A 16630-nucleotide genomic window follows, 5' to 3' on the forward strand; every position below is an offset into this window, starting at 1 on the left:
GTGCGTTGTCGGTGATCGTCTACAGGTCGCGCAAAGAACTGCGGCGCTGCCAGCGCAGAACCCGCTTCTCGACGGTGGTCATGATGGCGTTCAGCGCGATACCCAGCACCGCGATCAACAGGAAGGCGGACCACATCTGCCGGTACTGGAACGTCTGCTGATAGACCATGACGTTGTAGCCCAACCCGGCTGTCGTCGCATATAGCTCCGAGATGATCATCAAGATGAGCCCGATACCGATGCTCACCCGCAGGCCCGCCATGATCTGCGGCATCGCTGCAGGCAACAGCACCCGCCGGTAGAGGTCCGGTTTCCCGAGCTGCATACTCCGGGCACTCCGAATCCACTGTGGGTCGACGCCGGCGACACCGTCTGCGGTGTTGACCACGATCAGCCACACCGTGCCGAAGAAGATCAGGAAGATGTTCATCGAGCTGTTGGGGCCGAAGATCTGGAACACGATCGGCAACAACGCGGCGTTCGGCAAGGACATGAAGAACCGCACGATCGGGTTGTACATCCCCGAGAGGATTTGACTGCGTCCCAGCGCCATGCCGAACACGACGCCGGCGACTGCGGCCAGGCCCCATCCTGCCGCGAGCCGCCCGAGACTGACCGGGACGGTGTCGTAGAACTCACTCGAGAGGAATAACATCGACGGATCGCTCGACAGCCAGTCCTTGCGGAATTGCTCGAGAACATCGCTCAACGGCGGAAAGAACACCGTCGGCGAGTTCTGTGCGAACAACTCCCAGGCGATGAGCAGTGCCACGAGTAGCCACAGCGCCCAGATCGAACTCAGGACCCGCCGGGCAACGGCGAAGGTGGTCCGGGATCTCCGCCGCACCGCCGTCGGCCGCGTGACAACCAATTCCGGTCTTGCCTCGGTGATGCTAGACAATGTGCACCCACTTCATCGAAGTCTTCTCGATTCGCACGAGAACTGTGTAGACAGCCATCCCGATGACACCGATCACCAGCAGCATCGCGTACACCACGTCGATCCTCAGCGCCTGCTGGTACTGGACCATCAGGGTTCCCAAACCTGATTTGGCACCGAGCAATTCGGCACTGATGACCACAACCAACGCCACACCGGACGCGATGCGCAAGCCGATGACGATGGACGGCAGCGCACTCGGCAATGTCACATAGGCGTGTGTCCGGAGCCAACCCCACTGCATGGATCGGGCGGCGTCCTTACGCATCGGCTCCGTTGATGCGACACCGTACATGGTGTTGATCAGGACGATCCAGAACGTCGCATACACCGCGACGGACACCTTCATGTCCATACCGAGACCGAAGATCAGGATCACCACCGGGATCAGTGCCGTCGCCGGAATCGAGCGAAAGACGTTGACCGCCAGCGTGGCCGGTAATGTCAGCCACGGGATCGTGCTGATGAGCAACCCCACCGCGACGGCGGTCACGGAGCTGAGCACCAACCCGGCGAGCCACGCCCACATCGTGTCTCCGAGGCTCGAGAGGAACTCACCATCGGTCAACAACGAGGGCAGGCGCGCGGCAACCGCCGAGGGATATGGCAGAGAACTCGACGGCACGACGCCCAGTGCGACGACCACGGTCCACGCCGCCAGCAGGGTGACGATCCCGAGGGCGCCCAGACCGACGGCACGAACCCGAGCCGGATTCATCACCTTTCGCAGGCCACCGGCAGTGCGGACCCCCGCGGAGGGCTTCGCGTGCGAGGCAACCTCTTGTTGCGACGTCATCGTGATCATGGGGTGCGCCCTCTATTGCGTCGGAGTTGCTGCGAGACAATGTCTCGCACTACGAGACAATTCGACCAAGGCGCGGCTGTACTGTCAATCCGCAGCGGCTACCCAATCCCAGGATTTACCAGCGTGTCTCACGCCCGTAACGTGCGAATCCGCCCCGGAATCGGAGCCCGGGCAATCAACCGGGTCCGAGTTCGGCGGACAAGGCCTCCGCAGCGGACTTGAGGGCGGCGATATGCCGATCGATGTCTCCGCTGACCGACACAGACGTGGCCACCACCGCCAGCGCCGCCACGATACGGTCGCCGGCGAAGACCGGTGCCGACAGGGTCCGAAATCCGTTGACCACAGGCGATTTCACCGACACGTGCGTGGACCGGATACGTTGGAGCTCCTCGGCGAACTCGGGGTTCGTGCGTAGCTCCACACGCGCCATCGCCGCCTCCGATTCGGGTAAGAACGCACAGAAGACCCGGCCCTGCGCCGAGGCCGTCGGAGAAAGCCGCGCACCGACGCGCACCGTCACCCGCGCCACCTGCTCGGTGTTGTCGTTGGTGGCCACGACAATTGGACTCTCACCATCCCAGACGCTCAAGACCACCGTCTCGCGAACCTCGGCGAGCAACTTCTCCATATGCACCTCGGCGCTCTTGATGACCGGCAGGCCGGCGCGGGCTGCCGCAGCGAGCGTCATGACATGAGGCCCCAACGAGTACATCGATTCGCCGTCATCGAAGCGAATGAGGTTCGCATCCCGCAGTGCCTTGGTGTAGCGGTGTGCCGTGGCCTTACTGGTGCCCAGCACAACAGTGATCTCCCCCAAGCTCATCCGAGGACACTGAGGCGTGAATGCCGCGAGGATCGTCGCCGCTCGTTCGACGGCCTGAATGGCTGGCAGGGCCTTGGCTTCGGGCTCCGGTTCCGTCCCGGGGTCCGAGGTCGGGGTCGGGGTCGGGGTCGGGAACGTCACCGTGGGGTCATCGGCCATGACCGACCCCCTGCACCCCTGCCAGATGGACGTCCGTGGCTGCTACGACTCGATACCGCACATGGTTCCTCTCCGTTGATGCCGACCGGGTGAGCGCAGCCCCGCCCGAATGCAGGAAAGACCACGATGCGCGACATCGTCCTATTGGGAGGCTAAAGTCTCTGCCACTCATGCGTCAATGTGGGACACCATCTCGCAATATGAATCGCACTTCGTATCAGCGCCGTAACAATCCGGCCGATCCGGACACCACTTCAGACCACCGGACCACGGCAAGGTCAATCGCCGGACAGCGAATGCCCGACGCACCTCATGCGTTGCCGAGGGCCGCCGACAGACGCTCGGCGCTGCTGCGGAGCGCGTCGATGTTTCGCTGGACCTGCTCATCACTCGCGACCGACGTCGCCACCACGGCCAGTGCCGCGACAACGTGGTCGGCCTGGAACACGGGAGCGGCCAGCGTGCGAAGTCCGTTGACAACAGGAGATTTGACCGATACCCCGCTCTGGCGGATGCGCACCAACTCGGCGGCGAACTCGGGATCGGACTGGATTTCCCGGCGCAGCATCGGCACCTCCTCGTCGGGGAGAAAGGCGCAGAACACCCGCCCTTGTGCGGACGCGGTCGGAGACAGCCTGGCACCGAGGCGCACGGCGACACGCGCCACGTGATCGGTGTTGTCGTTGGAGGCAACCACGATGGGGCTCTCGCCGTCCCACACACTCAACACAACCGTCTCCTGGACCTCCCGCAGGAGTTGCTCCATCAACGGCTCGGCGAGTTTGATCACCGGCAGTCCGGACCGAGCCGCAGCCGCGAGCGTGAGCACCTGCGGGCCAAGTGAATACACCGTTTCGGTGGGGTCATAGCGGAGCAGGTTCACCTCGCGCAGCGCCTTGGTATATCGATGCGCGGTCGCCTTGCTGGTGCCCAGCGCCGCCGTGATCTCGTTCAGCGACAGCCTCGGCCGAGCCGGAGTGAAGGCAGAGAGGATGACAGCGGCACGTTCGACCGCCTGGATGACTGGCGCACCCTTTTCCTCCGGTGTCTTGGCCACCACCGTCACCTCTTCTCTCCAGCTGCCCATCTGCCACCGATGTCGGCGTAGATATGCGCAAAGCGCATCAGCTCGCTGACGCGCATGACGTCGCGATCGGCATCGTTGTCGTCAGCAACACTAACCGGCCCCGTCCGGACGGTTTCGACACCGGCCTCGCGGAGCAGCGCACCGTCCGTGGATCCGGTCCAGCCGGTCACATCGGGGACGCATCTTCCGTGGTGACTCTGCCACACTGCGCGCACCGTGTTCACGAACACAGAATCTCGCGGCGTGACGCCCGAGGCCTGCGGCGTCGTCAGCTCCACTGCGACAGTGCAGCCCTCGAGGGGGCTTCCCACGAAGGCGCGGCACATCGCCGAACAGAGATCGGCGGCCAGGTCGGCGACGACATCACCGGGCAGCGTCACGAGGTACGCGTAGAGATCGACATGGGTGGGCAGCAGATCGGGTTTACGAACCGAACCCGTCCGGACCGCGCCGATCCCCGCCTCACGCCCGATCTGACCGTCACGATGGCCGTCGCGCGTCAGCCGTAGTCGCCACTCCTCGAATGCGGTGCACATCGCGCCGATGTGAATCGGGAGACCACCGGGCGGCTGTGCATGATCGCGGCTCAACACCGCGCCCCGTCGGCCCGACACCCGAATGCGTAGATATCCGGCGCCCGGCTCCTCCCAGAGGACCCCGGGTGGACCACACTTCGCCACGATCGCGGCACCTGGTCGGGGGTGGGCCTCGAGATGGCGCGCCAGGCCGCTGTAGGCCGCGTCGGCAGAACCGGGACGCTCACCGAGTGTGTTCTCATGTGTTCCGCCACCGGCCAGTACGAGCCGTAAGGAGCGTGGCGCGGCTGACGGCAACAACGCTGCGGCCCGGGCGAATCCGATCAATGCGGACGCCGCCGGCCCGCGCGCCACCCCGAGACCGAAAGCCGAGACCGTATCTGCCTGTCGGGAGAATCCCGGCGACGCGTCGACCCACGAACCGGTGACCTCGTGATCCCGCGACCCGATTCCCGTCAGGGACGTGTCGATGTGGGAGTACAGCAGCAGGTCATCGCGCGACGGAGCCCGTGTGCAGCACACCAGGTTCGCGCCGGTGCGGCCGATCTCGTCGACCGTGAAGGACAACGCCGGCCAGCGGCGTCCGGCCCACACCGCGAGCGCATACGCCGTTTGCCGCTCCTCACCCCGCGGTGTCGGTTGCCCCGTGAGGACACCGATCGCTCCGATGAGGCTGTCGACTTCTTCGGCGGCGAAGCCGTCTACAGAGTCAGTGTGCCCAGGTCCGGTCATCGGCCTCCGCACGCCAGATGTCGATGTTGCGCGGATCCCGTTTGAGACGACGCGGACGGTGCGTTTCATGTTCTTCCGGACTGAAGACGCGGTGACCGTCGCAGAGTTCGTAACGGGGCCCATGCTTTTCGTCGAACAGATAGAACGCGATCGAGGTCGACGCCGAGTGGTTCACCACGTCACCCAGAATCTTCACGCCCTTGTACTGGGCGCGTGCACGACGCCGCATCACCCCGTCGATGTCGCCCATGATGAAGCACAGGTGCTCCAGGGCGAACTTGGTGCTGCGACGGATCGCCAGGCTGTGGTGGTAGCGGTCTTCACAGCGCAGAAAAGCCGTGAAGTCTTCGACATGGTCAGACGGCAGGAATCCGAGGACATCGAGGTAGAAGGCAAGTGTCTGTTCGTATTTGTCGGTCACGATGAACGGGTGGACCAACCGCTGCGGCCGCAGGTCCGGCCACGGCTCCTCCGCGTACTCGAGGAAACCGGTGAACAACTCGACCAGGGTGCCGTTGGGGTCGCGGACGGCAAACCCGTCCTGACACAGCCCTTTCGTCCCATCAGTCAGCGGCAGGATCTCGTGTCCCGACTCGGCGACCCGCGTCCGCAGATCCGCGAGATCTTCATCGGCGACGTGGAAACCCACACCGTCGTAACGGAACTCGGTCAGTGACGGATCGGAGACCAGTTCGATACTGTGATGTTCCAGGCCGACCCGCAGGTAGGCATGGGACTCGTCGCGGCCCTCGGTGGCAAGGCCGACGTGGTATTCGAGGAATTCGATGGTGGCGACCATGTCTGGGACCGCAAGGCGCACGAATGCCACACCTGCCGGACCCCGCCTGCGATTGATGCCTGGTTCGGACACGACCCTGCCTTTCGTATGCGTGGAAGCCGTTGACGCCCACGGGTGACCACCGTTCACCAGCGGATACGAAAAGGGTAAAAGCCGCAGAACGTGCCGTCAAGCAATGCGGGACATCGTCTCGTATTGCAACACGTACGTAACCTAACGGCAGCGATCGGTCACTAACGTCCATGGCGGGGCGAGAACTCCCGCCCCGCCACCGGACGCTCGCTCCCCATTCCCATCTCCCCGCTCGAAAGGTTCATCCTCCATGCCCATCTTGCAACCACATTCCGGGGAACGCCTCGGCGATCATTACGTGGCCGCCTCCCCCAAGACGGTGTCGTGGGGGAGGTTGCCGACTCCGGACCGTGAACCCGTTCTCACCATCGCCTCCGGCCAAACGGTCACCATCGACACGATCTCTCACGAGGGATTGATGGAAGACCAGGGGCGGGACCCCCTGTCCTACTTCGCTTCCCACGGTGTGCCGGCCGGCGACGTCCTGGAGGACCTGGTCGAACTCGCCGCATCCGACGTGGTGCACACCAGGGGGCCGGACGGCCCACACGTTGTCACCGGACCAATTCACGTCGACGGCGCCAAGCCGGGCGACATCCTCAAGATCGAGTATCTGGACCTCACACCGCGGGTGCCCTACGGAGTCGTCTCGAGCCGTCACGGATTGGGCGCGTTGGCCGGCGAACGGCCGGTCAGCGATGAGACCGGTGAGCCCGTACCCATCATCAGCCAGTTCTGCACCGCGGACGTCGACGAGTTCACCGCAACGATGCGCTGGGGCGACACCCGGCGAATCACCTTCCCGCTCAGCCCGTTCATGGGATTGTCCGGACTGACCGCCGACACCGAGGTCGCCCTCAACACCATCCCGCCCGGCGCGCACGGCGGCAACCTGGACGTCCGCGACCTGGGACTGGGATCGACGATGTACCTACCGGTCCAGGTCGACGGCGCCGGCTACTACATGGGTGACCCGCATTTCGCACAGGGCAACGGCGAGGTCTCGCTGACCGCGCTCGAGGCTTCCCTGCGCACGACCGTCCGGTTGACGGTTCTCTCTGCCCCGCAGGCCTATCCGGCCACCGGGGCCATCGACGGACCGTTCGGCGAGACCCCCACCCACTGGATCGCCATGGGATTGGATCAAGATCTCAACGAAGCCATGAAGAAGTGCGTTCGTGAGTCGATCCGGCTGCTCAGCCAGGTCGCCTTCGTCCCGGAGTCCATCGCCTACCTATATCTCAGCGCCGCAGGTGATTTCGTGGTCAGTCAGGTCGTCGACGACGTCAAGGGCGTGCATTGCCTGATCCGCAAGGCCGACTTCCCGGCCTGGGTCTAGAACAGAACCCGGCACCAGCGGCGATGGCCCCCGGATCTCCGGGGGCCATCGCTGCCGATCGGGAGTCGGCCTCAGCCGACCTGGGCACCCGGGTTGACCAGGGACTCGAGGTCGGGCGTGCTGTCGAGCTGATCCGAGTCGCGCGCCATCTGGGCCATATCCGCCAGGACCGCCATGTCGATCGACGACGTGATCGTGTTCCCGGGCAGTTCCAGCAACGTTGCGGCCGGCGTCTTACAGACGGCGCTGGCGATCTCGAAGGACTCTGCCTCGTTCGCAGGGTCGTGAATCTGTTCGATCGAGTCGTTCATCGCCGCGAGCCACTTCTCTTCCACGCCCGGATGATCCTCGATCCAGCCGGTCATACCCGTGTACGTCGCGTAGATCGCGTAGCCACCCTCCGCCGAGGTGAACGCGTTGCCGATGGAGACCAGTGCGTCGGCGTTCATGGCCAGGGCCGAGGCCGGGAGCTGGCCTGCGTCGACCCGGCCCGAGACGACGGCCGGTCCCAGTTCGGGGAAAGGCAGTGCGACGAACTCGACCTTGGAGGGGTCACCGTCGGCTTCGCGGACCCAGTTCTCGATCATGATCTGGTTGATGCCGGCGAGTTCGTTGACGGCGACCGTCTTGCCCTCCAGGTCAGCGGCGCCGGAGATGTCCGATCCCTTCTTCACCGCGACACCACCGGCCTCGGGCGCCGGCGGCTGGGCGCTGGTGTAGGCACCGCTGACAACAGTGAGATCGATGCCCTGCGCATCGGCACGGAAGACGCTGAATGGATCTGTGAATGCCAGATTCACCTCACCGGGTTGCAATGCTGCGATACCCGGCGCCCCGCCGACCCCCGGCACAACGGTGACATCGAGCCCGTGGTCGGCGAACACACCTTTCTCGACACCCCAGTAGAGGTAACGCTCATCACAGAGGTTGAGGCTGCTGACCTTCACCGCAATGGGCGCGTCGGGATCGGCGGAACCGGCCGGGGCCGAAGAACTGTCGCCACCACACGCGGCCACCATCAACGTGGCCGCGACCGCAGTGGCGGCTCCATAGGTCCGAACTGCTGGACGCGTAAAAATCACGGGTAATCCTCCTGAGCGCACATGACTGGACGGTGACCGCATCTCGAAGAATGCGATGCGATCTTGCTATAGGAGATCGTTGACCAGTCAGATTGCCCGACCATCGCGATGCCGTAACACTCGCGTTTCGCCGGGCATCGGATGCCGTCGGCGAGCGTGTTGCCCCAGCTCACGCCGGTTGCGAACCCGGTCGACCAAGCCGGCTTCGCCACCCTCGAGAGGTGAGCGCGCCGGGGCATCCGCGTTGGTAACCTCACCGTTGCGTTGCAGCAACACCACTTCGGTAGATGTACATGGTGTGGAGTACGGAAAGTTTCCTCGACGCGTGACCGGCCATTCCCTTCGGGTTCACACCGGCGAGCGTCGGCGCGAAGAAGCGCGTCGCCTGCGCGACATCCTCAGCGGCACACTCGAGCACCAACCCGACCAACTGAGCCGGTTACCAGACGAGTCCGCCCTCTCGAAGGGCCATGGCACGTCCCGGAACACCGTCCGCGAAGCCTTGCATCTGCTGGCCGATGAAGGCCGCATCCGCCGACAGGTCGGAACCGGCAGTTTCCCCGCCATGATCCCGAGCCGGTACAGATTCGACAGGTTGCTGGACGGCTCAGAGATCGCCGGGCGCTACGCACGGCTCGATTCCGTCCTCCTCGGATTGAGTGTCCTCGAATCGATTCCGGACACGCTGCGCACCAGCCTGGACCTGCCTGCAGACGCAACGCGTCTGGCGGTCTTCGAGCGCGTCGAGGCGGCCGCCGGCACACCGGTGGAACTACGTACCTACCTGCTTCCCCTCGTGGATGCCGATGTCATCGACGAAACGATTGCGGCCGGCGATGTATACGCGTACATCGAGATGGGACAGCGGCGGTGCATCGCATCGGCGGCCCGGGCGGTCTCGGCCGTCGCCGCCGACGCGGGTGTCGCAACCATCCTGGGCATACCCGAGAGCACTCCCCTTCTCTTCCTCGAATCCACCCTGTTCGACGACGACGGTCGGGTGCTCCTGGTGACCTACGGACGGCATCGCAACGACCGTGTCACCGTCACGTTCGGTGCGGTGCGTGAACGCAGCCGCACCGACACCTGACCGCGACTCACTTCGCCGCGATGTCGGTCCAATCCGAGCCCTCCGAGATGGCCCCCATAGTGGTCTGGCCGTCGAGGGCCTCACGGATGATGTCGGCGTGCCCGCAGTGGTGCGCGGTCTCGCGCAGCAGGTGCAACGCCATCTTGCGGACTGTCCACCACTCCCGCTCGGGTTGCCAGGGCGCAGTCGGCTGTGGGATCAGCTCGTCGAGGCCCGCCACCTCCGCGATGACGTGGTCGTAGTCGGCCGCGGCACGATCGTATTCAGCGAGCCAGTCCGCCAGGGTCTCGTCCTCGCGGAGCGTGTACGCGTCGCCGACGTCGGCCATGTCGAACTCGGCAGTCTCGTCCCGGTCGCGGATCGTCTGGGCATTCGCACGCTCGCCTTGTGCGAGGTGCTTGATCAGACCGCCGATGGTGAGTTCGCTGACAGTCGTCCGGGTGCGGGCCTGCGCGTCGGTGAGGTCGCGGGCCGCCACTTTCAGCAGGGCCCGCTGGTCGGACAGGAGGGTCAAAATGTCCGCTTTTTCGCCGGTGACGGGGACGGTGAGAACGACGGGGGTATAGGTACCGGCCATGATCGAGTCCTTTCGGGAACTGATGGGAACAGTGCCCACGTTATGACCGATAGAGGACAATTTCGGTCCGCATTTGTGGCGGCAGCTATAGAGTGCATCGGAGGTGTCCGCGCTCACAGGCCTCCCGCGTCCTAAGATTACGGAGACGGGGGAAGACGGACCGATGCATGACGCGACGAAACTGGAGACGAAGGCGAATATGAACGCAAAGCAGCCGACCATCATCTACACACTGACGGACGAGGCGCCGATGCTTGCGACACACGCATTCCTCCCGGTGGTCCGTGCGTTTGCCGATGCGGCCGACATCAACATCGAGTCGAGCGACATCTCGGTCGCGAGCCGCATCCTGGCCGAATTCCCCGATTACCTCACCGACGAGCAGCGGGTGCCGGACAACCTCGCCGAGCTCGGCCGTCTGACACAACTGCCCGAGACCAACATCATCAAGCTGCCGAACATCAGCGCCTCGGTGCCGCAGCTGGTTGAAGCCATCAAGGAACTCCAGGCCAAGGGCTACAAACTCCCCGACTTCCCGGGCAACCCGAAGACCGAAGAAGAGGCCAAGGTCAAGGAGCGCTACACCAAGTGCCTCGGCAGCGCCGTGAATCCGGTGCTCCGCGAAGGCAACTCGGACCGACGCGCACCGAAGGCCGTCAAGGAGTTCGCCCGTAAGCATCCGCACAGCATGACCGAGTGGTCGATGGCTTCGCGCACCCATGTGGCCCACATGCGTGAAGGCGATTTCTACCACGGCGAGAAGTCCATGACCGTCGAGGGCGACCGCGACGTGAAGATGGAACTGCTGACCAAGAGCGGCAAGACGATCGTCCTCAAGCCCAAGGTCTCCCTCACCGATGGCGATGTCATCGACAGCATGTTCATGAGCAAGAAAGCCCTGATCAAGTTCTACGAGGAGCAGATGGAGGACGCCTACGAGACGGGCGTCATGTTCTCGCTCCACGTCAAGGCGACGATGATGCGGGTCTCGCACCCGATCGTCTTCGGCCACGCCGTACGCGTTTTCTACAAGGACGCTTTCGCCAAGCACGGCGATCTGTTCGACGAGCTCGGCGTCAACGTCAACAACGGCCTCTCGGACCTCTACAGCAAGATCGAAACGCTGCCCGCGTCCAAGCGTGACGAGATCATCGAAGATCTGCACAAGTGCCACGAGCACCGTCCGGAACTCGCCATGGTCGATTCAGCGCGTGGCATCTCGAACTTCCATTCCCCCAGCGACGTCATCGTGGATGCGTCCATGCCCGCGATGATCCGGGCCGGCGGCAAGATGTGGGGCGCCGACGGTCGGCCGAAAGACACCAAGGCCGTCAACCCGGAGTCGACCTTCTCGCGTATTTACCAAGAAATCGTGAACTTCTGCAAGACCAACGGTCAGTTCGACCCGACCACCATGGGCACCGTTCCCAACGTCGGCCTGATGGCACAGCAGGCCGAGGAGTACGGCTCACACGACAAGACCTTCGAGATCTCCGAGGACGGCGTCGCCAACATCACCGACCTGGCGACCGGTGAGGTCCTGCTGTCGCAGAACGTAGAGGCCGGTGACATCTTCCGCCTGTGCATCGTCAAGGACGCACCGATCCGCGACTGGGTCAAGCTGGCCGTCACCCGCACCCGCGATTCCGGGATGCCGGTCATCTTCTGGCTCGATCCGTACCGTCCGCACGAGAACGAGTTGATCAAGAAGGTCAAGACGTACCTCAAGGACCACGACACCGAGGGTCTCGACATCCAGATCATGTCGCAGGTCCGTGCGATGCGGTACACCCTCGAGCGTGTTATCCGCGGCCTGGACACCATCTCCGCCACGGGCAACATCCTGCGTGACTACCTCACCGACCTGTTCCCCATCCTCGAACTCGGCACCAGCGCCAAGATGCTCTCGATCGTGCCACTGATGGCCGGTGGCGGTCTGTACGAGACGGGCGCCGGTGGTTCGGCTCCCAAGCATGTCAAGCAGTTGCTGGAAGAAAATCACCTGCGCTGGGATTCGCTCGGCGAATTCCTCGCCCTCGCAGTCAGTTTGGAAGATCTCGGCAAGAAGACCGGCGACACCAGGGCCGTGATCTTGGCCAAGGCGCTCGACGCGGCGACCGGCAAGCTGCTGGAGAACAACAAGGGTCCTTCACGCACCACCGGCGAACTCGACAACCGGGGCAGCCAGTTCTACCTCGCCCTGTACTGGGCACAGGAGCTGGCAAACCAGACCGAGGACGAGGAACTCGCCAAGCACTTTGCGGCACTGGCGGATACGTTGGCGAAGAACGAAGACGCCATCGTGAAGGAACTCAATGACGCCCAGGGCAAGCCCGTCGAGATCGGCGGCTACTACCTGCCGGATCCCGAGGCCACCGCGAACGTGATGCGACCGAGCAAGACCTTCAACGAGGCCCTCGCCTCCGCGCAGGCCTGATTGATCATTCGCTGATCCGCTCCACCTTTACGAATCCGCTCCAGTTGCAGCACCATGCAACTGGAGCGGATTCGCTGTGGATGGAGTGGCTTGCGCCGCTAGGCCGACTCCAGCGGGAAATGACAGGCGGCGAACTGTCCGGAACGGATCTCCCTGACCTCGGGTTCCGTTGTGGCGCAGAGGTCCTGAGCGTTGGGGCAGCGGGTGCGGAAGCGGCATCCGGTCGGCGGTGCCAGGGGCGACGGTACGTCGCCCTCGAGTGCCGGCCCGGCGAAACCCTTGTCAGGGTCGGTCAACGGCACCGAATCCAGCAGGGCGCGGGTGTAGGGGTGGGCCGGGTTGTCGTACACCAGAATCGAGTCGCCGAACTCGCAGACCTTACCCAGGTACATCACCATGACGTTGTCGCTGACCGTGCGCACGACACCGAGGTCGTGGGCGATGAAGACGACGGTGAGATCGAACTCGGCCTTGAGTTCTTCGATGAGATTGAGGATCTGGGCCTGGACCGACACATCGAGTGCGGAGACGGGTTCGTCGCAGATCAGCAGCCGCGGGTTCAGCGCCAGCGCGCGGGCAATGGCGACCCGCTGGGCCTGACCGCCGGACAGCGCTCGTGGGAGGACGTCGGAATAGCGTTCCGGAGACAGCCCGACCGAATCGAGAACCTGTGCCGAAGTGGTGGCGCGGTCGGCTTTCGGAGCACCCGCCACCGCCATCCCTTCCACGACGATGTCTTTGACGGATCGACGCGGGTTCAGGGAGCTGACCGGATCCTGGAAGATCATCTGCATATCGCGCCGAAGCACGCGCATGGCCTTTTCATCAGCTTTTTCGATCCAGTCCTCACCGAACCGGATCCGGCCCGCGGTGACCCGGTCCAAGCGCAGCACCGCCCGCCCGGTTGTCGACTTGCCGCAGCCGGATTCGCCGACGATACCCAGGGTTTCACCGGGCAGGACGTCGAAGCTGATCTTTGACACCGCCTGTACGGTGCCGGCGCTGGTCGGATATTCGACGACGAGGTCCTCGACGCGCAGGAGAGCCTGATCGCCGCGGAGATGTGCGGTGCCGCTGCCGGCCATGGGGTTCTACCTTCCTGACAGTTCGAGAGTTTTGACGGGCTGGGGCTGGACCGGATACAGACAGGCCACCGCATGATCGCCACCGACGGATTGCAGCGTCGGACCCGGTGTGAGGCAGTCGGATTGCCCATGTTCACACCGCGGCGCGAACCGGCACCCCGGTGGTGGCCCGGTGGGGTCGGGCAACGATCCGGAGATCACCCGCAGCGGCGCATGCCGGGCATGGTCGATCGTCGGTGTGGCGCCCAGCAGCGCGTGGGTGTAACGATGCATCGGCGCCTCGAAAACCTCACGGGTGGAGCCGACTTCGGCCAGTCTTCCCGCGTACATGACCGATACCCGATCGGTTCGCCCGGCCACGACGGCCAAGTCGTGGCTGATCAGCATCATGCCCATGTCACGTTCGCGTTGCACCCGACGCAGCAGGTCCAGGATCTGGCGCTGGATGGTCACATCGAGCGCGGTCGTCGGTTCGTCGGCGATCAGCAGGTCCGGCTCGCACGCCAGCGCGATCGCGATCATCACCCGCTGGCGCATCCCGCCCGACATCTCGTGCGGATAGTTCCGTAGCCGACGCTGCGGATCGGGCACCCCCACCTCTTGCAGGAGGTTGAGTGCCCGGCTGTTCGCCTCGGAGCGACTGACGCCCAGGTGCTTTCGCATGCCCTCGGTGAGCTGACGCTCCACCCGCACCACCGGATTCAGGGAGCGGCCCGGGTCCTGGAACACCATGGCGATCTGTTTGCCCCAGATCTCCAGCTTTTCTTTTTTGTTCAGCGCCAACAGATCCCGGCCCTGAAAGGTCACCTCTCCCGAACGTGCCGAGCGCGGCGGCATCAAACCCATGATGGCCCGCGCCATCACCGATTTGCCGGAGCCGGACTCCCCCACGATTCCCAGCGCCTGACCGGTGCCGAGACAGAGCGATACATCGTCGACTGCCCGAACCGTCCCACGAGCGGTACCGATGTATGCCCGAAGATTGTTCACCTCGAGCAGCGGCCCGGTAGGGCGCACTTCGGCGAGGTCTGGCGGGGTGCGGGGCCGTTCCATCTCGGACTCAACGCTCATGGTCACTCTTCCTGGACTCGATCATGTCTCAGTGCTGAATTGTCTTGTCGAACTTGATTCGCAGGTGATCGCCGAGCTGGTTGAGGGCGAAGACGGTGAAGAAGATGGCCAGCGATGGCACGAAGACCAGGTGTGGCGACGTTGCGAGCGCGTCTTTGCCATCGCTGATCATGCCGCCCCAGCTCGGTGTGGGCGGTGGGATGCCCAGGCCGAGAAAGCTCAGGGAGCCTTCGGCCACGATAAGCGCGGCCATCACGATGGGCAGGTACGAGGCCAGCGGTGCGATGACGTTGGGCAGGATCTCCTTGAACAGGATCCGGGAGTGGCCTGCGCCCATGTTCTTTGCGGCCCGGACGAACTCGCGGGACGACCACGCCATCGTGTTGGCCCGGGAAAGGCGGATGAACGCGGGGATGACGACCAGGGTCAGTCCGGCGAGCATGGTCGTGATGCTGGGTTCGAAGATCGAGGCCAGTGCCAGCAACAGGATCAGTGGCGGGAAAGCGAGCATGGCGTCGGCCAGCAGAGAGATGCCGTTGTCGAGGTGACGGCCGAAGTAGCCGGCGACCAACCCGATCAACGACCCGATGATGAACCCGATCAGTCCGGCAACGGTTCCCACGACCAGCGAGACGCGAGCACCGTAGATGATGCGAGACAGTTCTGAGCGTCCGAAGTTGTCGGTGCCCAGGATCAGATCGAGCGACCCGAACGCGGGCTTCAGGCGCGGTGCGCCCACCGGGGTGTCGTAGGGGGCGATGGGAAGCAGGTCGGCGAACAGCGCGGCCAAGATGAGTGCCACCAGCCAGCCCACGGACAGGTACACCAGAACCGACCGGGGTTTGCGAATCGTGGGGACGACCAACTCCGGTGCCGGCGTGGGCGGGCCGACGGTGGGAATGGATTCTTTGGAAATCATGTCGGTCATGCGGTGGCCGCCACCTTCCGGACGCGTGGGTCGATCAGTCCGTAGCTCAGATCGACGATGGTGTTGATGGTGACGTAGACGACCGCGACGAACACCACGATGCCCTGCACCATGATCAGGTCGCGGGTGGTGATGGATGCGGCGATCAGCTGCCCCAAACCCGGTAGGCCGAACAGGGTCTCGACGATCACGGTGCCGCCGATCAGCCGGCCCAGGTTGATACCCGCCAGGGTGATCAGTGAGAACGACGACGGCCGGAAGGCGTGCCGGAACATGACGTAGGTGCGCGACATCCCTTTCGCGCGGGCCGCGGCGATGTAGTCCTCGCCGAGCGTGCTGATCAAGTCCGTGCGCAGCAACCGGTGGAATGAGGCGATCTCGGTCAATGCGATCGCGATCGCCGGCAACAGCGCGCTCTGCAGGTTCGCGCTCAGCCCGTCACTGATATCGGACCAGCCCAGCACCGGAAAAATCTGCAGCTGGATCGCGAAGAAGTAGATGAGGATGGGACCTGCGATGAATGCCGGTACCGACAAGAACACCGCCGACAGCGCATTGATACCGCGGTCGACTGCCGACCCCGGCCGCGACGCCGAGATCACGCCCATCACGATCGAGACGAACAGGGCGATCAACAAGCCCAATGCCGCCAGCTCCAACGTCACCGGCAGCCGCTCGAAGATCGCCTCCGAGACAGATTGATTGGTCAGGGGTGAGGTACCGAGATCGCCGGTCACCGCGTTGCCCAACCAGTCCAGGTACTGCGACCACACCGGCTGATCAAGCCCCAGTTCCGCATCCATTTCCGCAACGGCTTCCGGGGTCGCATTGTCGCCGAGAATGACCTGCGATGCAGAACCGGGGGCCAAACTCAGCAAACCCACCACTGCAATGGTCACCAGTAAGACCACCGCAATGCTGCGCCCGAGACGCGTCGCAATTGTGTGAAGCATTGATAGTCAACTTTCGTCCTGAGCAGACGCCTGGAGGAATCAGCGACGTGCCGGGCCATCTCGATGCGCGCGTGAAATGGGCTGTGCTCCACGCGATGTGACTCCCAGCGCT

15 protein-coding genes are annotated in these 16630 nt (G+C 64.1%); 3 read left to right on the forward strand and 12 right to left on the reverse strand.

The genetic code is table 11. From position 1 onward, the window contains the following. Positions 1 to 19: 19 nt before the first annotated feature. The 6 genes from AC51GR_RS11735 to AC51GR_RS11760 form a co-directional block, all read right to left on the reverse strand. Positions 20 to 901, reverse strand: coding sequence for an ABC transporter permease (locus AC51GR_RS11735; protein WP_496324823.1), 882 nt, complete (start codon positions 899 to 901; stop codon positions 20 to 22). Beyond that, entirely contained in the window at positions 894 to 1736 is an 843-nt protein-coding gene (locus tag AC51GR_RS11740; RefSeq protein WP_496324824.1) for an ABC transporter permease, read from the reverse strand. The genes AC51GR_RS11735 and AC51GR_RS11740 overlap by 8 nt, the downstream gene beginning before the upstream one ends. A gap of 184 nt (positions 1737 to 1920) precedes the next feature. Next, a complete protein-coding gene (locus tag AC51GR_RS11745) occupies positions 1921 to 2730 on the reverse strand; it encodes an IclR family transcriptional regulator (RefSeq protein ID WP_496324825.1) in 810 nt (269 codons plus the stop codon). Positions 2731 to 3040: 310 nt separating this feature from the next. Further along, the gene (locus AC51GR_RS11750; protein WP_496324826.1) at positions 3041 to 3817 is read right to left on the reverse strand and encodes an IclR family transcriptional regulator; all 777 of its coding nucleotides are present in this window, start codon (positions 3815 to 3817) and stop codon (positions 3041 to 3043) included. Next, entirely contained in the window at positions 3793 to 5085 is a 1293-nt protein-coding gene (locus AC51GR_RS11755; protein WP_496324827.1) for a hypothetical protein, read from the reverse strand. Before AC51GR_RS11755 ends, AC51GR_RS11750 begins: the two co-directional genes overlap by 25 nt. Next, positions 5063 to 5956 carry a VOC family protein gene (locus AC51GR_RS11760; protein WP_496324828.1) on the reverse strand — a complete coding sequence of 298 codons (894 nt, stop codon included), beginning with the start codon at positions 5954 to 5956 and terminating at the stop codon, positions 5063 to 5065. The genes AC51GR_RS11755 and AC51GR_RS11760 overlap by 23 nt, the downstream gene beginning before the upstream one ends. Before the next feature lie 250 nt (positions 5957 to 6206). Here AC51GR_RS11760 and AC51GR_RS11765 point away from each other — a divergent pair, with 250 nt between their 5' ends. Next, on the forward strand, positions 6207 to 7295 hold the full coding sequence (locus tag AC51GR_RS11765; protein ID WP_496324829.1) for an acetamidase/formamidase family protein: 1089 nt from the start codon (positions 6207 to 6209) through the stop codon (positions 7293 to 7295). A 71-nt stretch (positions 7296 to 7366) separates the two neighbouring features. Here the strand turns inward: AC51GR_RS11765 and AC51GR_RS11770 are convergent, their stop codons facing one another. Continuing rightward, positions 7367 to 8377, reverse strand: coding sequence for an ABC transporter substrate-binding protein (locus AC51GR_RS11770; protein ID WP_496324830.1), 1011 nt, complete (start codon positions 8375 to 8377; stop codon positions 7367 to 7369). A 325-nt stretch (positions 8378 to 8702) separates the two neighbouring features. Between AC51GR_RS11770 and AC51GR_RS11775 the strand changes: the two genes are divergently transcribed. Then, complete coding sequence (locus AC51GR_RS11775; RefSeq protein ID WP_496324831.1) at positions 8703 to 9467, forward strand: GntR family transcriptional regulator; 765 nt, start codon at positions 8703 to 8705, stop codon at positions 9465 to 9467. Between the two features lie 7 nt (positions 9468 to 9474). On the opposite strand, the gene AC51GR_RS11780 is transcribed toward AC51GR_RS11775, so the two are convergent. Beyond that, entirely contained in the window at positions 9475 to 10044 is a 570-nt protein-coding gene (locus tag AC51GR_RS11780) for a DinB family protein (protein ID WP_496324832.1), read from the reverse strand. A 199-nt stretch (positions 10045 to 10243) separates the two neighbouring features. On the opposite strand from AC51GR_RS11780, the gene AC51GR_RS11785 reads away from it, so the two are divergent. Next, a complete protein-coding gene (locus AC51GR_RS11785; protein WP_496324833.1) occupies positions 10244 to 12481 on the forward strand; it encodes an NADP-dependent isocitrate dehydrogenase in 2238 nt (745 codons plus the stop codon). A gap of 98 nt (positions 12482 to 12579) precedes the next feature. On the opposite strand, the gene AC51GR_RS11790 is transcribed toward AC51GR_RS11785, so the two are convergent. Genes AC51GR_RS11790 through AC51GR_RS11805 form a run of 4 tightly spaced genes read right to left on the reverse strand, consistent with a single transcriptional unit; the run spans position 12580 to position 16518 of the window. Beyond that, positions 12580 to 13566 (reverse strand): ABC transporter ATP-binding protein, encoded by a 987-nt coding sequence (locus AC51GR_RS11790; RefSeq protein WP_496324834.1) that lies wholly within the window; start codon positions 13564 to 13566, stop codon positions 12580 to 12582. 6 nt (positions 13567 to 13572) lie between these two features. After that, on the reverse strand, positions 13573 to 14637 hold the full coding sequence (locus tag AC51GR_RS11795; protein ID WP_496324835.1) for an ABC transporter ATP-binding protein: 1065 nt from the start codon (positions 14635 to 14637) through the stop codon (positions 13573 to 13575). A gap of 28 nt (positions 14638 to 14665) precedes the next feature. Continuing rightward, positions 14666 to 15565 carry an ABC transporter permease gene (locus tag AC51GR_RS11800; protein ID WP_496324836.1) on the reverse strand — a complete coding sequence of 300 codons (900 nt, stop codon included), beginning with the start codon at positions 15563 to 15565 and terminating at the stop codon, positions 14666 to 14668. After that, positions 15562 to 16518 (reverse strand): ABC transporter permease, encoded by a 957-nt coding sequence (locus tag AC51GR_RS11805; protein ID WP_496324837.1) that lies wholly within the window; start codon positions 16516 to 16518, stop codon positions 15562 to 15564. Before AC51GR_RS11805 ends, AC51GR_RS11800 begins: the two co-directional genes overlap by 4 nt. Positions 16519 to 16630: the final 112 nt, after the last annotated feature.

The sequence above is a fragment of the Williamsia sp. z71 genome (assembly GCF_059553375.1).